Raw genomic sequence first — 16897 nt, forward strand, 5'->3', positions numbered from 1 at the left:
CACCAGAGCTTTTTTTACGCTAGCCGGGGTGGCATCCCAATCTGACACAGAAATGGAGATGCCGCCGATGTCTATGGTGGGCTCGTTGCCTTCACTCATGAGCCTACCTTAACCCCTATCGAGACCCTGGAACCCTTAATTCTTCGTGAACCCCTGAAGGCTTACCTCGTGATGAGAGGCATCATGGAAACATCACTGGCGATCGCGATTGACTCAATGCTGTTGGGCTAAGTCCTCTGTCACTCCCTCTCAGTTCCCCTGGATAACGGGTTTTCCTCTGAACCGCCCTGATCCAGGCCCGGAGACCTTGAAGAAAGGAAGCGATGGAGAGAACAGCCCCCGCAGCGACAGCCGCGTCACCGCTATCAGGGGCATTCTCTGCTGATGCGTTTACCTGCTGAGTTCTTCATGTCGAGCGTTCACCGCCCTGCTGCTGTTCCCCTAGCCCCCCCTGATCCCGTTGAGCGGGCTACTGATGATCTCTTCCGGGCCTATGTTGAGGCCGCCTCCGATATTGTCTATACCCTAGATATCAACGGTAATTTCACCTTTGTCAATTCCTATGGGCTGCGCCTAGTCGGGGCCACGGAAACCGAAATTATTGGCGAGCCCTATCTCAAAATAGTCGCGCCCGAATACCACGAACCTACCCTGGCAGCATTTGCCAATTTGTTACAAACCGGGGAACTGCGAGACTATGAATTTGTCGTGCTCACCAGTACTGAAGAACGCATTTTTGTAGAGGTGAACGGTCGCCTGCTACTCCAAAATGGGGAACTAGTAGGAGCCCTGGGAATTGGTCGAGATGTCACCGAGCGCAAGCGTTTTGAAGCCCAGCTCAAGATGTTTTCCAAGGCACTGGACTCCGCCCATGATAGTGCGGTTATGGCGGATCTGCGGGGGCAGCTTCTCTATGCCAACCTGGCCACAGAGCGTATTTTTGGCCATGCTCTGGCTGCCGTTGAGCGTAGCAGCGTAGATATCTTTTTCCCTGCTTCAGGGCAAGCCCGCTGGCTCCTAGACCATGCCGTGGGCGAGGGTTGGAGTGGCCAAGTCGTCTGTCAGCGGCAGGATGGTCGCTCCTTTCCGGCCCTGGTGTCCGTGAGTCCGGTTTGTGGGGAAGACGGCAGCCCCACCGCTATTTCGATTATTTTTCGGGACATTACCCAACTGGAGCAGTTCAAGGCGGAGTTGGCGTCTAAAAATTTAGAATTGGAACGGGCCAACCGTCTGAAGTCCGAGTTTCTAGCCAATATGTCCCATGAACTCCGTACCCCCATGACCTCCATCCTGGGTTTTTCTTCTCTTCTAGAACAGCAGGTTTATGGTGATCTTAATGAACGGCAGCATCTCTACGTGAACCAAATTCATCAAAGCGGAGAACATCTTTTAACACTGATTAATGAGGTTTTAGACCTCTCTAAAATTGAGGCGGGCCAGATGAATTTACACCTAGCACCAATTGCAGTGGATGCCCTCTGCCAGGATGCCTTGACCATGGTCGGATCTCAAGCAGCGGCAAAGCAGTTGATGATCCACCGAGCAGTGCAGACAGGCTTGGCCCCCCTCGTAGCAGATGAGTTGCGAGTGCGGCAAATGCTGCTGAATCTGCTCTCGAATGCAATTAAGTTCTCTCAAGAGCGCGGGGAAGTGGGGTTAGAGGCTCGTCGAGATGGCGATCGCATTCTCCTGACGGTGTGGGATCAGGGGGTAGGCATCCCGCTGGAAAAGCAAAACCTGCTCTTTCAGCCCTTTCAACAGCTCGATAGTTCCTTGGCTCGACAGTACGAGGGGACTGGGCTGGGACTGGCCCTAACCCAGCGTCTTGCCCGTCTGCACGGTGGCAATGTCACCCTGGAATCGGCGGCAGGGGAAGGGGCTCGATTTACCATTAACCTGCCCCTCGACTGCCGGGAAGAGTCCCTAATGGGCAGTGACACTGTGGCACAGGCGGTCTATCCCCGTGCGGCGGAAATGGTGGCCCAAGGGGGGCTCCCCCCCTTGCCAGGGCAGTCTTCTGGTCAGGTCCTCTTGGTTGAAGATCACCCCGTCAACGCCATGCTACTAGAGCACATGCTCACCTATTGGGGCTATGAGACGATCCATGTGTCTAACGGTCAGGCGGCCCTAGACTGGCTCGGCGACCACCGACCGACGTTGGTACTGATGGATGTCCACCTTCCTGGCATGGATGGGCTGGAGGTGACGCGCCAAATTCGCAGCAATCCGAACTGGGAATCGATTCCCATTGTGGCAACTACGGCCCTGGCTCGCCGTCGCGATCGCGAACGCTGCCTAGAAGCCGGAATGCAGGAATACCTGAGCAAACCCATCAACTCCGCCGAGCTAGTCTCCGTCCTCGCAAAATATACCTGGGGCGATGATGACTGAGCCTAAGGATAGGTCAGGGTATCGCCCCCAGAGCCAGGGCCGATGATCATCATACTGTCCTGACTCTGTGCTGCCGATAGTTTGTCGAGACACGTCTGCGATCGCGGCCAAATCCTTCGGATGCTTAATCCGCTGGTTCTGGGTTCAAATCCCAGGTCACCCATTTAATTAATCTATCTTCATGAGTAGCAGTCGTTGAGAATTGAGTTGAACATACCAAGGCATTTGCCGGTTCTTTAAACTTTCCCACTTTTCCTTAAACACTTCTGCCTGAAGATGATAATCATCGGAGTTAGTGGGTGGCCCACCTAATTTTAAATACAATGTCATGCGGTGGGGGGTTTCGCTGGTTGAGGCTAACCAGGCAGGCAGGGTATTCGGTTGATTAGGGGTTTCTGGAAATGTGATCTGATGGGCACGCATACCCACATGGGTATGCATGGACGACACTGACTCTACAGTTTGTAGGGTACAGTGCCAATCAAGGGCATGAATTTTCTGCGCGGTAACGGGTTGGATGCGAGAGTAATTTTTGCACCCCGTCAGTTGAGCGACGGTGAGGGTACCGGGATGGTCAAAGATGGTTTGTTTTTGCCCTGCTGCCACGACCTGGCCCGCAGAGAGCACCAGCAGTTTTGGACAGATCCGATAGGCTTCTTCTAGGTTATGGCTGACGAAGAGGGTTAGGCCACTGTAATTAGATAGGGTTTTAATCAGTTGCTTTTCGAGTTCGCTGCGTAAATGAGTGTCGAGGGCGGAAAAGGGTTCGTCTAGTAGCAACATATCTGGTTCTGGGGCTAAGGCTCTGGCCAGAGCAACCCGCTGTTGTTGCCCGCCAGAGAGCTGATGGGGATAGCGATCGCCCATTCCCGATAGTTTGACCTGTTCCAGTTGTTCTGTAACTTTTCGGTGAGTTGTATTTTTCGACTGCCCCCTTAACCCATAGGCAATATTTTGAGCCACCGTTAGATGAGGGAAGAGAGCATAGTTTTGGAACAAAAATCCCACCTTGCGATCGCGGCTAGGCAGGTTAATTCCCTGGCGAGAGTCATACAAAATTCGATCATTCAGCACGATCATGCCGCTGGTGGGGGTTTCAATTCCGGCAATACAGCGCAGGGTCATGCTTTTGCCAGAACCCGAACTGCCTAAAATTCCGAGAGCGGCTGTTTTGAGCTTGAAGGCAATAGTTAGTGTGTAGTTGGGGAGTTTTTTTTGGATGTCGAAAATAAGCATTGGCGACCAGTCGTCTCAACAAATAATGAGTTTCTCGTACTTTCTTTCGAAAGTTCTCTCCCGTATATCCTGCATCCGGCACCCTTTCTTCCCTTTTTACTTTTTGTTTTCCCTTGCCCCTTTGCCCTCTGCCTCCAACCTGTCACCTGTCACCTTTCTCCTTTTGCCTTTCCAACAGCCTGACCCACCACAGCAAAGTAAATGCGATCGCTGTCATAATCAGCACCATCACATTCGCCAAGTCATACTTTTGGGATTGCACGGCATCATAGATAGCGAGCGGCAAGGTTTGTGTGCGCCCAGGAATGCTGCCGCAGACCATCAGGGTTGCGCCAAATTCTCCTAGCCCTCTGGCAACGCTCAACCCAAAACCGGCCAAAATACCTCGGTAAGCAACAGGAATCGTAATTCGCCAAAGTAGCTCTAGTTCCGTAGAGCCGAGGGTACGAGCGGCAGCTTCTAGTTCAGGGCTGACGTTAGCGATCGCCGCTCTAGTGGATTCCACCATGAGAGGCAGCGCCACTACCGTAGAGGCGATCGCCCCGGCGTGCCAGGTAAACAGCAGGTCAATCCCAAACCATTCCTTAACCGGACTACCGCGCCCCAATGCCAACAGCAGGAAATAGCCCACTACACTAGGCGGCAACACTAGCGGCAAATTGAGCAGCGTAGACACCAAAATCTGTCCCGGAAAATCTGTCCTTGCCAACCAGATTCCCAGACCCAGACCCAGCACCAGAATCAATCCACTGGCCACGATCGTGACCTGCAACGACAAAAGTGACGGTTCCCAAATCATGTTCTTGTTTGTCCTTCTGTCTTTCCCCTCTTGCCTTACAAAACGGATTCCTCACCGGGTAGCACAAAGCCATATTTCTGCATCAAAGGTCTGCCCTTCTCGCCATTGATAAAGGCCGCAAATTGTTGAGCCTCTTCAGGATGAGAGGCACTTTTAGGCACTGCTAGCATTTGCTCTAGGGGGTTATGCAGTTCGGCAGGAAGCAGCATCCATTTTCCAGGCTTTTCGACGCTAATAGAGAGGGCCGCGATCGCAACATCGACATTCCCTGTTTCCGCATACTGCTGGGTCTGCTTGATGTTTTCCCCCAAGATTAACTTGGGCTGGAGTTCGTCCCAAATACCTGCCGATTGCAGCGCTTCCCGTGCCGCTACGCCATAGGGGGCGTGGTCAGGGTTGGCGATCGCCACTCGCTTTACCTCCGGCTTCGTCAAGTCTTTAATGTCATTTATTGCCAGGACGCTATCTTCTCGCTGCCAAAGGGTTAGCCTGCCAACCCCATACAGGGCCTTCGTTTCAGAAAGCACTAGCCCCTTTGCGTCCAAATCTTCCACAAATTTCTTGTTCGCGGCAGCAAACAGATCCACAGGCGCACCGCGCTCAATTTGCTGGGCCAGTTGTCCGGTCGAACCCAAGTTAAACATGACGGTGTGCCCTGTCTCCTGCGCCCAAAGCTTGCCAATCTCTGGAAAAACGTAATTTAAATCGGCTGCCGCTGAAACCGTTAACGTCACAGGCTCAAGGGTTGGTGCCGAAGACGTCGCTGAGTTAGGAGATTGGAGATCTAGAGTAGAAACCCCACAAGCCGCCAGTAGACCTATGAAAGCGATAACAAAGAACCACGGCCATGTTGTTTTTGGCTTTTTCATTGGCTCAAAACACCTCAAGATCTCCTAAATTCTGGCGCAAGTATGGCTTACATAGCGTCAGCATACTGACATGGAGATTACAGATGACTGAACGCTTTAGGCTGCAATTACCCGTGATTGCCCTGACACAATCTCCTTCTCAAACCCAAGATTAGACCGTTCATGTCATTCTGAACCCGATTTTGACTGCGGCGATCGCAGGGGCAGATGGGGTTTTGCATCACACAATAGACCGAGGGCGATCGCCACAAGTAGTCCCACTGCCAACCCATAGGGCCTGAGATTACTCCCATCTGGCATCACCATGACGGGTATGACCCACGCCCAGGCGTTGACCGCAGTATGTAGCACGAGGGCAGGCAGCACACTTCCGCCAGTATGGTTGAATAGCCACGCAAACAGCACCGACAGAGCCACCGTGCTCACCATAAATAGCCCAACGGGAATGTGGCTTTGCGGCGTGTCGGCCATATAAAACAGCGGCAGGTGCCACGCGCCCCACACCATGCCCAAAACAAGGCTAGCCATGCGCCAGCTATAGCGCTCTTGCAAAACCGGCAATGCATAACCCCGCCAGCCAAATTCCTCGCCTAGCGGGCCGCCCAGTAGTAGCACCAGGCCAAAATTCACCACGGCTAGGAGCACATGCTGGGATGCGGGAGACGGGGCGATTGTGCCGCCTAAGGCGATGTGCCCAGCGGCGGCCAGTGCCATGACCGCCAGAGGCAAGAAAAACGAGAGCGCCAGCCACCAACCGCCAACTCGCCATTGCAGCGATCGCCTGAGCCAACGATGCAGCCCGTCCTGTCCATCGACATACCTCACTACCGCGATCGCTGCAATACCAGGGCCAAAACTTCCTGCGATAAACAGCACCATCCCTAAGATGGGCAACTGAGGTCTGATCACCGAAGACAGCAGCCAGCAGATCCACGACCAAGCAAATGCCAAGGCAAAGAATACCAAAAGGCGCGGATTAAATCCTGATTTACTGTGATGTGTCATTGACCTATTCTTAGTCCACACAAACCCGCTTTTGGCGGGATAGATTTGCTTTTCCAAACACCGCGACCAAGATGATCGCCACCGCACCATTCAGAAGGGCATAGGCGACAGGAGACACTCCAGGTATAAATGCTCCCCATATATTCAGCGCACCATGAAAAAGTGCTACAAGTAAGATACTGCCTTTAGTGCTGTTGTAAATCCAGGTATATATAAAAGCATTGCTTACGATGATCAAGAGCCAGATTAAAGGGTACTCAGACATCGGGTTTCCGACCAAAAAGAGAGTCGGTAAATGCCAAAAAGCCCACAATGTACCCACAACCAGAGTCGCTATGAAGGCATTATTTCGATTCTGCAATCGTGGCAATGCAAAGCCACGCCACCCAATTTCTTCACAGGTATGGGCAAAGAAATTGACTATGACACCGAAAATGATATAGGGAGATAGAACAACTTGCGGTACTGAAATAGTTACGGGCATGCCCAGTAATTTCGTGATGGCTTTCGCTGCAATGAGGAGAACCACAGGTCCCAGAATCGCTATGATGTACCAGACTAAACCAACCCGCCATCGGATTAGTCCCTCGAGCAAATTTTGAACCCCTTCCTTACCATGCGCCACCTGTGACACAATGACAGCCGCAAGTGCAGGGCCAATGGCATAAAAGATGGAAAGAACTAGGAAGTAAGTGCGGTAAAATGGGGCAATATCTCGCGAGGCTAAGACCACTGATACCATGCCAATCCATGAAATACCAAAGGCCAGGATATAAAACCAGGTAACAGGATGTTTTCTCATTTTCCACTATCTCCTTTGGCATAAACTTGTTGCGGTAATCGCGGCTCGATTGGGAACGCCAACCAACACCACAGGTACAGAAAAATAAATCCAGGGATGACGATCGCTAACACAACTGTGACAATCCGAATCAGTGCAAGGGGCTGATGCCATGTTTGAGCCAGCGCTGAACAGACACCTGCAATTACTTTGTGGCGATGACTCCGATAAAAAGCAGCAGGGGTTTCTCCTGAAGTGCTGTCTGTACTTCGGGAACGCCGATGCTGTAAAACCCAGGAGATCAGCAGCCCGATCGCGCCTAAAATTGCTGATGGAATGGCAAAAATTGCCAGCCAGTGTGCCATCGCCAGCCCAGAGATAACGTCTCCTAGCCAAATCGGGGAAGGACAGCGAAAGCGAACAGCTTCTGCTGAGCAACCAAAGTGATTAGCCAAACCGAATGCGCCCCAAGTCATGAGAAACGGAGAAATTCCGTAGAAGATGCAAAGGCTTAATAAAAATAAGTGCCAACGAGTCGAAAGTCGTCGGAAAAATGCGATCGTGGCGATCCCAGGGCCAACCAATAAAAATATGCCAATCAAAGGTAGGTAAATCATGAGTTTTTCTGGATCAGATTCCTTAATTGAGAACTACTTAAAATTGAATAAATTTAACCGCATAAACCACAGTATAGAACCGCTTTATCGAGTAAATAGATCATTAAATCTAGCGGATGCAACAAAGAGAAGATAACTAGGTGATGAAAGAGGGACACGTACAGCACATCACCAATTGATTGTGCATTGACGGCGATGTGATGATTAGTAATCCTGGGCAGGAGGAAATCGCTTGTCTATGTCTCCCATTTGCCTTTGCAGGTTCTTAACCTCTTTGGTGAGTTTGCTGACCATCGTAAATGCGGTCAGTCCGAATATAAAGCCGAGAATTCCGAATGGTTCCATATTGGGGTGGGGTGATTAAATTCTTGTTGGACGAACATTTGAACCGACGTTCCACAGGTTGACAGGGATATTTTTTTAGATGAAATAGGCTCAACCCAGCACAGCCTCAAGCGATCGCCTGAGCGACTTGGGCATCTCTGGCCCCCGGCCAAACCGCACGACCAAATCGGGTCTGCCAGCCCCTAGCTCCAAAGCCTTGGCGAAATTAGGCCGCAAACCGACTTCCTCCACCGGCTGGTTTAACAAGGCGTTGCGAATGCCCAGAGCCGTTGCTTGCAGGGCAAAGCGTTCGTAGCAGCGGCCTACTTCTACCCAATGAGCCTTGTCATTCAGATCGGAGACAAACACGGCAATGCCTGCCGAGCTGCGAATTTGGCGGGTGCATTTCTCATTTTCTGGCTGAGCCTTAAAGATCAGCGGAAAGATCAGGTTCCCCAGCCAGCGAGGGATGGAGGGATTGCCGGAGGTGCGACTAGACAAGCCATCCCCCTTTTGCTCGGCCTCGCTGTGGTTGAAGCGAATCCATGATTTGAGTTCTTTGACAAAGGCGGGGTTGTTGATCTGGGCTGTGTTGCCCTGCACCACGTAGTCCAACACCATTTCCACCTGATCCGGTTGAGTCAGCATCACCACCCGCACGCCTGCTCCCGTTCCCGCCGCCGTCAGCAGTGCTAACTCCTCTGAGTTCAGAGGTTGGCCGTCGTACTCTGTGCGGCTGCACTGTCGCTGGGCGATCGCCTCAAACAGTGGGGTTGCCTCGACCTCGCAAGGGGTAAATGAAATACGTATACTCCCGTCCCCAGCGGTATCAAAGCTCACTTGTCCAGATAGCCCTTGAGCCTTGGCGGCCTGAAGGATGTTCTCGGCGGCGCATCCTAAGGACACATAGAGATGGTGGTCATCGGGATCGACCACTGGGCATCGTCGCGATAAATCCGGGAGAATGGCGATCGCCTGCTGCTCTAAGTAAAATCGCCAGCACTGGGTGTTGTGGCTGGAGGGGGCGAGGGTGCCATAACGCACTAGTTCTTTGAGTTGGGCCGATTGTGCATCAGTCATGGTTCAGTCTCTGGAGGTGGGCGTGGTCACACAATCGCTGCGAATGAGAAAGCAGCCATCGAAACGAGCTGGCAATAGCTCGCCGGATAGGGACATAGCCAAAGAACAGTTACGAAGATAGGAAAGCTTTGATGCTGGGTTAGCCTATCGGTAGATGGCATCATCGATCGTGGCTCGGAAGAACTCGCCCTCTGACTCAAACCGCTCAGTACCGAAGTGCCACCCAACCCGCAGACGGGTGGGAATTGTGTAACCGCAGAATGCGCCTTCTTCTTCTACGATTGCCCCGAAGTCTACATAGTGGTGCTCCGCACCTTCTGGATTGCCCCAGCGCGGCAGCTTCGCAGTTTTGAGTCGCCCTGCTTGATCAATGCTTAAGTCGAGTTTTGCCTGTTCACCCTGAGCCATAAAACTGGCCTGTAGGTGCGATGGCTCTGGGCTGCTCCAGGTCACGTCACCCCGACAAAATGCCGAGGGCAACAGCATTAGCTCTATGTGGAAGCGCCCCGCCGCCGAGCGGGTAATATCAGCCCCGGTTCCGGTCATCACCGGGAATAGCCCCAACAGCTTCCACTGCATCGCTCCAACGCCATCGATGATCCGATCTGATCCGACGATCGGTAAGCGGTTCATCCAGGCGGTGGCACTCCAAATAAAGCCGCGATCGCAGCAGACGACTTGCTCTGCGGTGAAGGGAATCCAGTTCTTAAGTTTGATTTCGCCATGCATTTTCAGGCGTACTGCTGATGCGATCGCAGTTCTAGGCGCGATTTTCTGCAGGAGAGGCTCTGCCATCGCATGTTTGAGGTACCGCCTGACGGCTTCTGGCAAATGAGCAACGTCGTCTGGATTGAATACGCACTTCTGAGAGACTGCCGACTTCCATAAAGCATCAAGGGAAAGCTGTTTAGTTCTCATATTTCTAATCTATTGCTCTTCTCTTAATCGCTAGAAGCGATTAAGAGAGCTGGTTGTTTTAACAGACCGATGATAGAAGCTAGGGCTATTACACTAGGAGCCACTAGCCATAGCCAGAAGCCAAACAAGAATTGGCTCAGGGCAAGTTCAGAAACGCCACCGCTATCAGCGGGTAAGTTGAACCAAAATGCTGAAAATGTTCCGCCAAAACCAATGAGAATGGCAACTATTCCAGTTATGGCTGAGAACCTATACCGTTTTATCATGAAAGTAATGCAGCACAGCCAATAGAGTGGATTAGCGAACCAAGCAATTGCTGGAATTTGCAGAAAAAGTAATCCGATGATGCCCAAAAAAGTCAGTTCAATCCCCTTCATGGCATAAACATCATTAGGGTCAGAGGGAATCACACCAATAGAGTCCGTAGGCACTACATTAAACAAAAGACAAGGTAGCGCCAAGGCTATGCCGTATAGGAAAAGCGATAATCCTAGAAATACAATTTTATATTTCACAAGCTACATTCCTAATCCTATAGCGATCTTGCATGAGCTTTGAGTAAGACTCTTTGTGGGTTACGCTTCGCTTCACCCACGCTACGAAGGTCTTTAGAAATCAAATGGGATTGTCATATTGAATAGTAGGATTTTCTGAAAGTGATCTCTTCAGGATCAAATAAAATCCAACGTCATTCCCAAAAAACATCACGGCATTGAGGGCGACAAACTCCCATCCTTCTGCAGAGAGTCGATTAAGATGGCGTTCAATTCTTCTGGCTTTTTGTTTGGTCGTCAGGCATAGCCAGTCGCTGATTACTTTATATTCTGTTGCCATTTTTGCCTCAACCGATAACCTCCACAACTATCCCAAGGTTATGTTTGATTTCTGGTATGAGTTGATAAACTCCGATAAAAAACGTTGGAATTCTGTCGAAAGCAGCGATTCCGATAAAAAACGTGAGAATTCTGTCGAAAGCAGCGATGCAGTGATGGCAACTTGTTACCGAGTTCATCCGCCGCCCGATTGACGCTCTATCCTAGGCGTTGCGTTGGATTTTTCACTGCCATTTGTCCCAATTAACAGTGTAAAAGGGGACAGCGTAATTGATGCATTACAGATGGATTTGTAGTTTTTAATTTAGTGAGCATTGGTGGCTCGTTGGGAGGGATGACAGGAACCCGGTTTTTGTTCGCTTCAGTCACACCCATGATAAGTGACGAAAGAAACCGGGTTCCGAATCTGACCTATGCGCCTTCGCGCAGCTTGTCCAAGACGCTCTGATCCTCCATCGTCGAGGCATCGCCCACCAGGGCTTCGCCGCTGGCTAGGTTGCGGAGGAAGCGGCGGATGATCTTGCCCGATCGCGTTTTGGGTAGGGCATCGGCGAAGCGAATTTCGGCGGGGCGGGCGATCGCGCCAATTTCCTGCACCACATGTTGCTTCAGAGCCACCTTCAACTCATCACTGGGCTGATGGGTTCCTTCCAGGGTGACAAAGGCAAATACCTCCTCCCCGGTGATTTCATTCTTGCGACCGACCACCGCCGCTTCTGCGACGGCGGGGTGGGACACCAGGGCGGATTCGATTTCCATGGTGCCCAGGCGGTGACCGGAGACGCTGAGGACATCATCCACGCGCCCCATGACCCAGAAGTAGCCGTCTTCATCGCGGCGGGCACCATCTCCAGCGAAATAGAGATAGTTGCCATCCTTGGGGGCGATGTGTTCCCAGTAGGTGCGGCGGAAGCGATTGTCGTCGCCGTAGACGGTGCGCATCATGCTGGGCCAGGGGTGCTTGATCACCAGATAGCCCCCTTCGTTGTCCCCGACCGAATTACCGTCTAGATCCACCACATCCGCCAGAATGCCGGGGAAGGGCTTGGTGGCGGAACCGGGTTTCGTGGGCGTGGCTCCGGGTAGGGGGGTGAGCATAAAGCCGCCGGTTTCTGTCTGCCACCAAGTATCGACAATGGGGCAGCGTTCGCCGCCGATTACCCGGTGGTACCAGATCCAGGCTTCGGGGTTGATGGGTTCCCCCACGGTACCGAGGATGCGGAGGGAGGAGAGGTCTCGTTTTTTGGGTTCCTGATCTCCCGTTTTCATAAAGGCGCGGATGGCGGTGGGGGCGGTGTAGAAGATGTTGACGCCGTATTTTTCGACTACATCCCAGAAGCAGCCCGGATTGGAGGGACGGGGTACGCCTTCGTACATCAGACTCGTCGCGCCGTTGGACAGGGGGCCATAGACGATGTAGCTGTGGCCGGTGATCCAGCCTACGTCGGCGGTACACCAGTAGACATCGGTATCCCGATGGTCAAAGGTCCACTGGAAGGTCATGTGAGTGTAGAGGTTGTAGCCGCCGGTGGTGTGGACAACGCCTTTGGGTTTGCCCGTGGTGCCGCTGGTATAGAGGATGAAGAGCATGTCCTCGGCGTCCATTTCTTCGGCGGGACAGTGGCCGGAGGCGGTTTTTTGCAGTTCGTGCCACCAGTGATCTCGCCCGGACACCATGGGGATGGTTTCTTTGGTGCGCTGGATGACGAGGACGTTTTGGACGCTGGGGGCGGCGTTGTTAGCAAGGGCTTGGTCTACCGCTGCCTTGAGGGGGATCACTTTGTCTTTGCGGAAGCCGCCGTCGGCGGTAATGACGGCTTTGGCTTGGGCGTCGTTGAGGCGATCGCGTAATGCCTCGGCGCTAAATCCGCCAAAGATGACGGTGTGGGGTGCGCCAATGCGGGCACAGGCTAACATTGCGATCGCGGCTTCTGGGATCATGGGCATATAGAGGCCAACGCGATCGCCCTTTTGCACCCCCAGATCCTTGAGCACATTAGCCATCTGACACACCTCTCGGTGCAATTCAGCGTAGGTCAAGGTGCGGGAATCACCGGGTTCTCCCTCCCAGATCAGGGCAGCCTTGTTGCGCCGCCAAGTGGTGAGATGACGATCCAGGCAGTTGTAGGAAATATTCAGCTTGCCGCCGCTGAACCATTTGGCAAAGGGGGGCTGCCAGTCCAGCACGGTATCCCAGGGTTTGAACCAGTGCAGTTCCTGCTCCGCCAGTTCTGCCCAAAAGGCGGCGGGATCCGCTGCTGCCTTTTGATACAGCGCCTCATACTCCGCCATATTTTTGATGCGGGCCTGGGCGGCAAAGTCGGCGGGCGGCGCAAACAGGCGCTTTTCGTTAAGGATGGATTCGATCGTGGGTTGAGACATAGCACGGTAACAAAACAAGGACGGAACAGCGATCGCGGCGGGCGCAAGGATGCCCCATGGTAGGTTCTCTCAAAACCATACTTTTTTTAGGCAGGGGTAGATCATGCCGTACGGTTTTTTAACCTGAATCTGGTTCTGCCTAGGGAGCCGTAGGGAGTAAGGACGGCGGCGTTTTGCCCCTGCGATGCCTTCCAGAGCATTGCTAACTCAAGGCTATTAGACCTACCTAGAACTGGCAGATCGAGTCAGGTTGGACAGGACAACTGCGATCGCTTAAGGGATTGCCCGCCAGATGCAGCAACCCTAGTCGAGACAACTGGGATAGAGGCTGTATATCCACAATTTGATTATGGTCGAGCGACAGCAGGCCCACATTTTCCAGGGCTGCTAGAGGCTCTACATCAACTATTTGATTATTGCTGAGTACCAACACACTGAGATTGGTCAGGGTCGCCAAGGGCTGGACATCTTGAATTTGATTGTCGTTCAATCCCAGTCTTTCCAACCTAACCAGGGCCGACAGAGGCGAGACATTCACAATTTGGTTGCCGCTGAGCACCAAAAAAGTCAGGTTTTCCAACAAGGATAGGGACTGGATATCGACAATTTGGTTGTCGCCCAAAACTAAGGATTCTAAATTCGTTAGAGCTGCCAGGGAAGAGACATCCGTGATTTGATTACCGTTCAGATAAAGATTTTTCAGGGTACTCAAAGCAGCCAAAGGCTGCACATCCACGATTTGATTGTCATCCAACCCTAGCCATCTAAGATTTTCTAAGTCTGCCAGGGGTTGAATGTTCATGACTTGATTCTCCTTGAGTTCAAGCCATGCCAAATTTCTTAATCCAGAAAGCGGCTGTACGTCCTCAATTTGATTGCCATTGAGATAAAGATTTTGAAGTTTTTCTAATGCCGACAGCGCCCCAATCTCTACAATTTGGTTATAGCTTAGCAAAAGTCTTTCTAGATTCTGAAGCGTCGCGAGAGGGGCAACATCAACAATCTGGTTGTCGTCCAAAAAGAGCCATTCTAGGCCAGTTAAATTAGAGAGAGGTTGCACATCGACAACCTGATTGCCACTGAGTGATAGCCATGTTAAATTGTGGAGTCCTCCTAGGGATTGGATATTCGTAATCTGATTTGATTCTAGAAAAAGTGATTCTAGCTTAGTTAAACTGGCGAGGGGTTGAATATCTGAAATCTGATTGCCCGACAGAACCAGGGAGGTGAGATTAGTCAGCGTAGATAGAGGCCGTACATCAACAATTTCACTGCCGCCAAGTAACAACTGCGTTACATTCATCAACGTGGAATCCGCGCGATCGCAGTTCTCAGTACCGGCTTCTGCTAGTAGAACATCAACAGTATGACGGGCTTCTGGAGAAAGATTGTTTTTGTTCTCACACCAGTCTGCAAAACGGTCAAATACTTGAATGTTGGGTTGAGCCACGGCATCGTTAGCGCCCCCCAAGACTGAGATTGACAACAAACTCGCACCAACAAAGCCTTTGAACACCAAAACAACCTTTTTCATTTCCATAAGACTTTATTCTGAAAGAATTGGGAAGCTCATAAAAAACTCCTACACCACAATTCCGAGCATTTACAGATGCTTTGGGCAAAGCCAAGGCACAAACCAATCATTTTCCTTTGCCATCCACTCCCCCACTCACCCCTTCGACTCCGTTACTCCTGCGGAGTCGCTTCGCGAACAGAACAGGCCACTCCCCATCTCCCCATCCTGAAAAACCGATCCGTTCTGAAGTGACTGATTTACTGTGGAAGATAGGTACAGGGGCTAGGTCTGTGCCCAAAGCCCAACTCCTGGGCTCATTGATTGTCTTGGGGCTTGCTGCCGCCGTGACCCAAGAGTTCGAGGATAGATGTCTCCTCCCCAAGGCCATGGGCCTGCCGCGTTTTCTTCTCTATGCTGTCTTTTCTTTACCCTCGCTCCTGGCGACTCCGTGCGTTGCAGTTTCGCCCCCTGATTCCCTGGGCGCGGCGGCTGCGGGGATGGCAGTACGTCCTTTCGGTGATGGCCTTGGCTTGGGGCTATCGCGGGCTAGTGTGGCTGGTGTTTCAGATACCCTTGCCAGCGGGGCTCCCCGCCTACCCGATCTGGCCCCCGGCGGCCTATACTCTATTGATCCTACTGCTGGCAGGGCTGCGATTTTGGCCAGCGGTGGCCCTGGGGTCGGTGTTGAATACGGTGTTGTCTCCCGGTCAGGAGTTGTGGACAGCGGGGATTTTTGGGGCGGGGATCAATACTGCCCAGGCGATTCTGGGGGTGTGGCTGTTGCAGCGGGCTGGGTTTAGACCTCAGTTTGCTCGGTTGAAGGATGTGGGACTGCTGATCCTGTTGGGCGCGATCGCACCCTCGACCTTGAGTGCCACCCTGGGAGTCGCTAACTGTTGTTGGGCGGAGATTCACAATACCGCTAGCTTGGTCAATATTTGGTTGAACTGGTGGATTGGCAATGTTAGCGGCATTCTGATTCTGTTTCCCGTGATTTTGGCCTTGCCCCAGTGGGGCAAACTCCTCCGTTCTCCTCGGCAAAGTCTAACGGGATGTTTCTGGGCGGTGGGGCTAGCCCTGCTGAGCTGGTTTGTCTTTGTCGCACCGGATCGTGACCTCGTGGCTCCCTTTCCCCTGGAATATTTGCCCTTTCCCTTCATCATTTGGGGGGCGCAGCGTCTGGGGTCGGCGGGGGGCGCGGCGGCGATCGCCCTGACCACCAGCTTTGCCGGTTGGGGATTTATCCAGGGTCAGGGGCCGTTCTTTCACTTTTCCACCCAGCCGGAGCAGGCCATCCTGGCGCTGCAAGTCTATATCTGTGTTCTAGCGGTTACCACTCTGGCCCTAGCCGCCACCATGGCAGAGCGAGAAACCGCCCTGATCGCCCTCCAGGAGGAAAAGGAAAAATCGGAACAGTTGTTGCTGAATATTCTGCCCCTGCCCATTGCCCAGCGCCTCAAGCAGGATGCCGGGGCTACCATTGCTGATCAGTTTGCTGAGGTGACGGTGCTGTTTGCCGATATCGTCAACTTCACCCAACTTTCGGTGGAGTTATCCCCCCAGCAGTTGGTGGCGCTGTTGAACGATATCTTTTCCAGCTTTGATGCCCTAGCGGAGAAGCATGGCTTGGAAAAAATCAAAACCATCGGCGATGCCTACATGGTGGTGGGGGGTCTACCCGAACACCGGGGGGACCATGCTGCTGCCATTGCCGCCATGGCGTTGGATATGCAGGGGGCTCTGCGGAACTACGGTGAGCGCTATGGTCGCCGCCTTCAGATTCGCATTGGCATCAATACCGGGCCTGTGGTGGCGGGGGTGATTGGCACCAAAAAGTTCATCTATGATCTCTGGGGCGACACCGTTAATGTTGCCAGCCGCATGGAGTCTACGGGAATCGCCGATGGCATCCAGGTCACGACCCGAACCTACGAGGTCTTGCAAGATCAGTACAGCTTTGAGGCTAGGGGCGCGATCGCGGTTAAGGGGAAGGGGAAGATGGAGACTTATTTATTGCGGGAAAGGGAGGGGGGTGAGGGGGTAGGTGACAGGTGACAGGTGACAGGGAGTTTTGAATTTTGAGTTTTGAGTTTTGAATTGAGTGTCTGGTATTGGGCGCGGTTTCCGCGCCCAATACAGGAGGGGG

Annotated in this window: 14 protein-coding genes; 2 read left to right on the forward strand and 12 right to left on the reverse strand. The window is 52.5% G+C overall.

Annotation, left to right across the window (positions count from 1 at the left end):
• Positions 1-408: 408 nt before the first annotated feature.
• Positions 409-2391 (forward strand): PAS domain S-box protein, encoded by a 1983-nt coding sequence (locus tag LEP6406_RS30685; RefSeq protein ID WP_008312010.1) that lies wholly within the window; start codon positions 409-411, stop codon positions 2389-2391.
• A 168-nt stretch (positions 2392-2559) separates the two neighbouring features.
• Here the strand turns inward: LEP6406_RS30685 and LEP6406_RS0224020 are convergent, their stop codons facing one another.
• The 12 genes from LEP6406_RS0224020 to LEP6406_RS0224075 form a co-directional block, all read right to left on the reverse strand.
• Positions 2560-3627: a sulfate/molybdate ABC transporter ATP-binding protein gene (locus LEP6406_RS0224020; protein WP_008312013.1), complete on the reverse strand. Its 1068-nt coding sequence runs from the start codon at positions 3625-3627 to the stop codon at positions 2560-2562.
• A 142-nt stretch (positions 3628-3769) separates the two neighbouring features.
• The gene (modB, locus tag LEP6406_RS0224025) at positions 3770-4426 is read right to left on the reverse strand and encodes a molybdate ABC transporter permease subunit (protein WP_008312015.1); all 657 of its coding nucleotides are present in this window, start codon (positions 4424-4426) and stop codon (positions 3770-3772) included.
• 35 nt (positions 4427-4461) lie between these two features.
• Positions 4462-5160: a molybdate ABC transporter substrate-binding protein gene (modA, locus tag LEP6406_RS0224030; protein ID WP_263971222.1), complete on the reverse strand. Its 699-nt coding sequence runs from the start codon at positions 5158-5160 to the stop codon at positions 4462-4464.
• 300 nt (positions 5161-5460) lie between these two features.
• Positions 5461-6300 (reverse strand): CPBP family intramembrane glutamic endopeptidase, encoded by an 840-nt coding sequence (locus LEP6406_RS0224035; protein ID WP_008312019.1) that lies wholly within the window; start codon positions 6298-6300, stop codon positions 5461-5463.
• A gap of 10 nt (positions 6301-6310) precedes the next feature.
• On the reverse strand, positions 6311-7102 hold the full coding sequence (locus LEP6406_RS0224040) for a CPBP family intramembrane glutamic endopeptidase (protein WP_008312021.1): 792 nt from the start codon (positions 7100-7102) through the stop codon (positions 6311-6313).
• Complete coding sequence (locus LEP6406_RS31665) at positions 7099-7698, reverse strand: PspC domain-containing protein (RefSeq protein ID WP_008312023.1); 600 nt, start codon at positions 7696-7698, stop codon at positions 7099-7101. The genes LEP6406_RS0224040 and LEP6406_RS31665 overlap by 4 nt, the downstream gene beginning before the upstream one ends.
• A gap of 435 nt (positions 7699-8133) precedes the next feature.
• The gene (locus tag LEP6406_RS0224050) at positions 8134-9102 is read right to left on the reverse strand and encodes an Acg family FMN-binding oxidoreductase (RefSeq protein ID WP_008312025.1); all 969 of its coding nucleotides are present in this window, start codon (positions 9100-9102) and stop codon (positions 8134-8136) included.
• A 144-nt stretch (positions 9103-9246) separates the two neighbouring features.
• On the reverse strand, positions 9247-10020 hold the full coding sequence (locus tag LEP6406_RS0224055; RefSeq protein ID WP_027269399.1) for a DUF6920 family protein: 774 nt from the start codon (positions 10018-10020) through the stop codon (positions 9247-9249).
• A 23-nt stretch (positions 10021-10043) separates the two neighbouring features.
• Positions 10044-10535, reverse strand: coding sequence for a hypothetical protein (locus tag LEP6406_RS0224060; RefSeq protein WP_008312030.1), 492 nt, complete (start codon positions 10533-10535; stop codon positions 10044-10046).
• A 100-nt stretch (positions 10536-10635) separates the two neighbouring features.
• The gene (locus LEP6406_RS0224065; RefSeq protein ID WP_008312032.1) at positions 10636-10854 is read right to left on the reverse strand and encodes a DUF4177 domain-containing protein; all 219 of its coding nucleotides are present in this window, start codon (positions 10852-10854) and stop codon (positions 10636-10638) included.
• A gap of 410 nt (positions 10855-11264) precedes the next feature.
• Positions 11265-13235 (reverse strand): acetate--CoA ligase, encoded by a 1971-nt coding sequence (gene acs, locus LEP6406_RS0224070; protein WP_008312035.1) that lies wholly within the window; start codon positions 13233-13235, stop codon positions 11265-11267.
• A gap of 226 nt (positions 13236-13461) precedes the next feature.
• Positions 13462-14769, reverse strand: a complete 1308-nt coding sequence (locus LEP6406_RS0224075; protein WP_036031606.1) for a leucine-rich repeat domain-containing protein — start codon at positions 14767-14769, stop codon at positions 13462-13464.
• A gap of 393 nt (positions 14770-15162) precedes the next feature.
• On the opposite strand from LEP6406_RS0224075, the gene LEP6406_RS0224080 reads away from it, so the two are divergent.
• Positions 15163-16806: an adenylate/guanylate cyclase domain-containing protein gene (locus LEP6406_RS0224080; RefSeq protein ID WP_008312038.1), complete on the forward strand. Its 1644-nt coding sequence runs from the start codon at positions 15163-15165 to the stop codon at positions 16804-16806.
• Positions 16807-16897: the final 91 nt, after the last annotated feature.

Origin of the sequence: Leptolyngbya sp. PCC 6406 (genome assembly GCF_000332095.2) — a bacterium.
GTDB lineage: Bacteria > Cyanobacteriota > Cyanobacteriia > Phormidesmidales > Phormidesmidaceae > PCC-6406.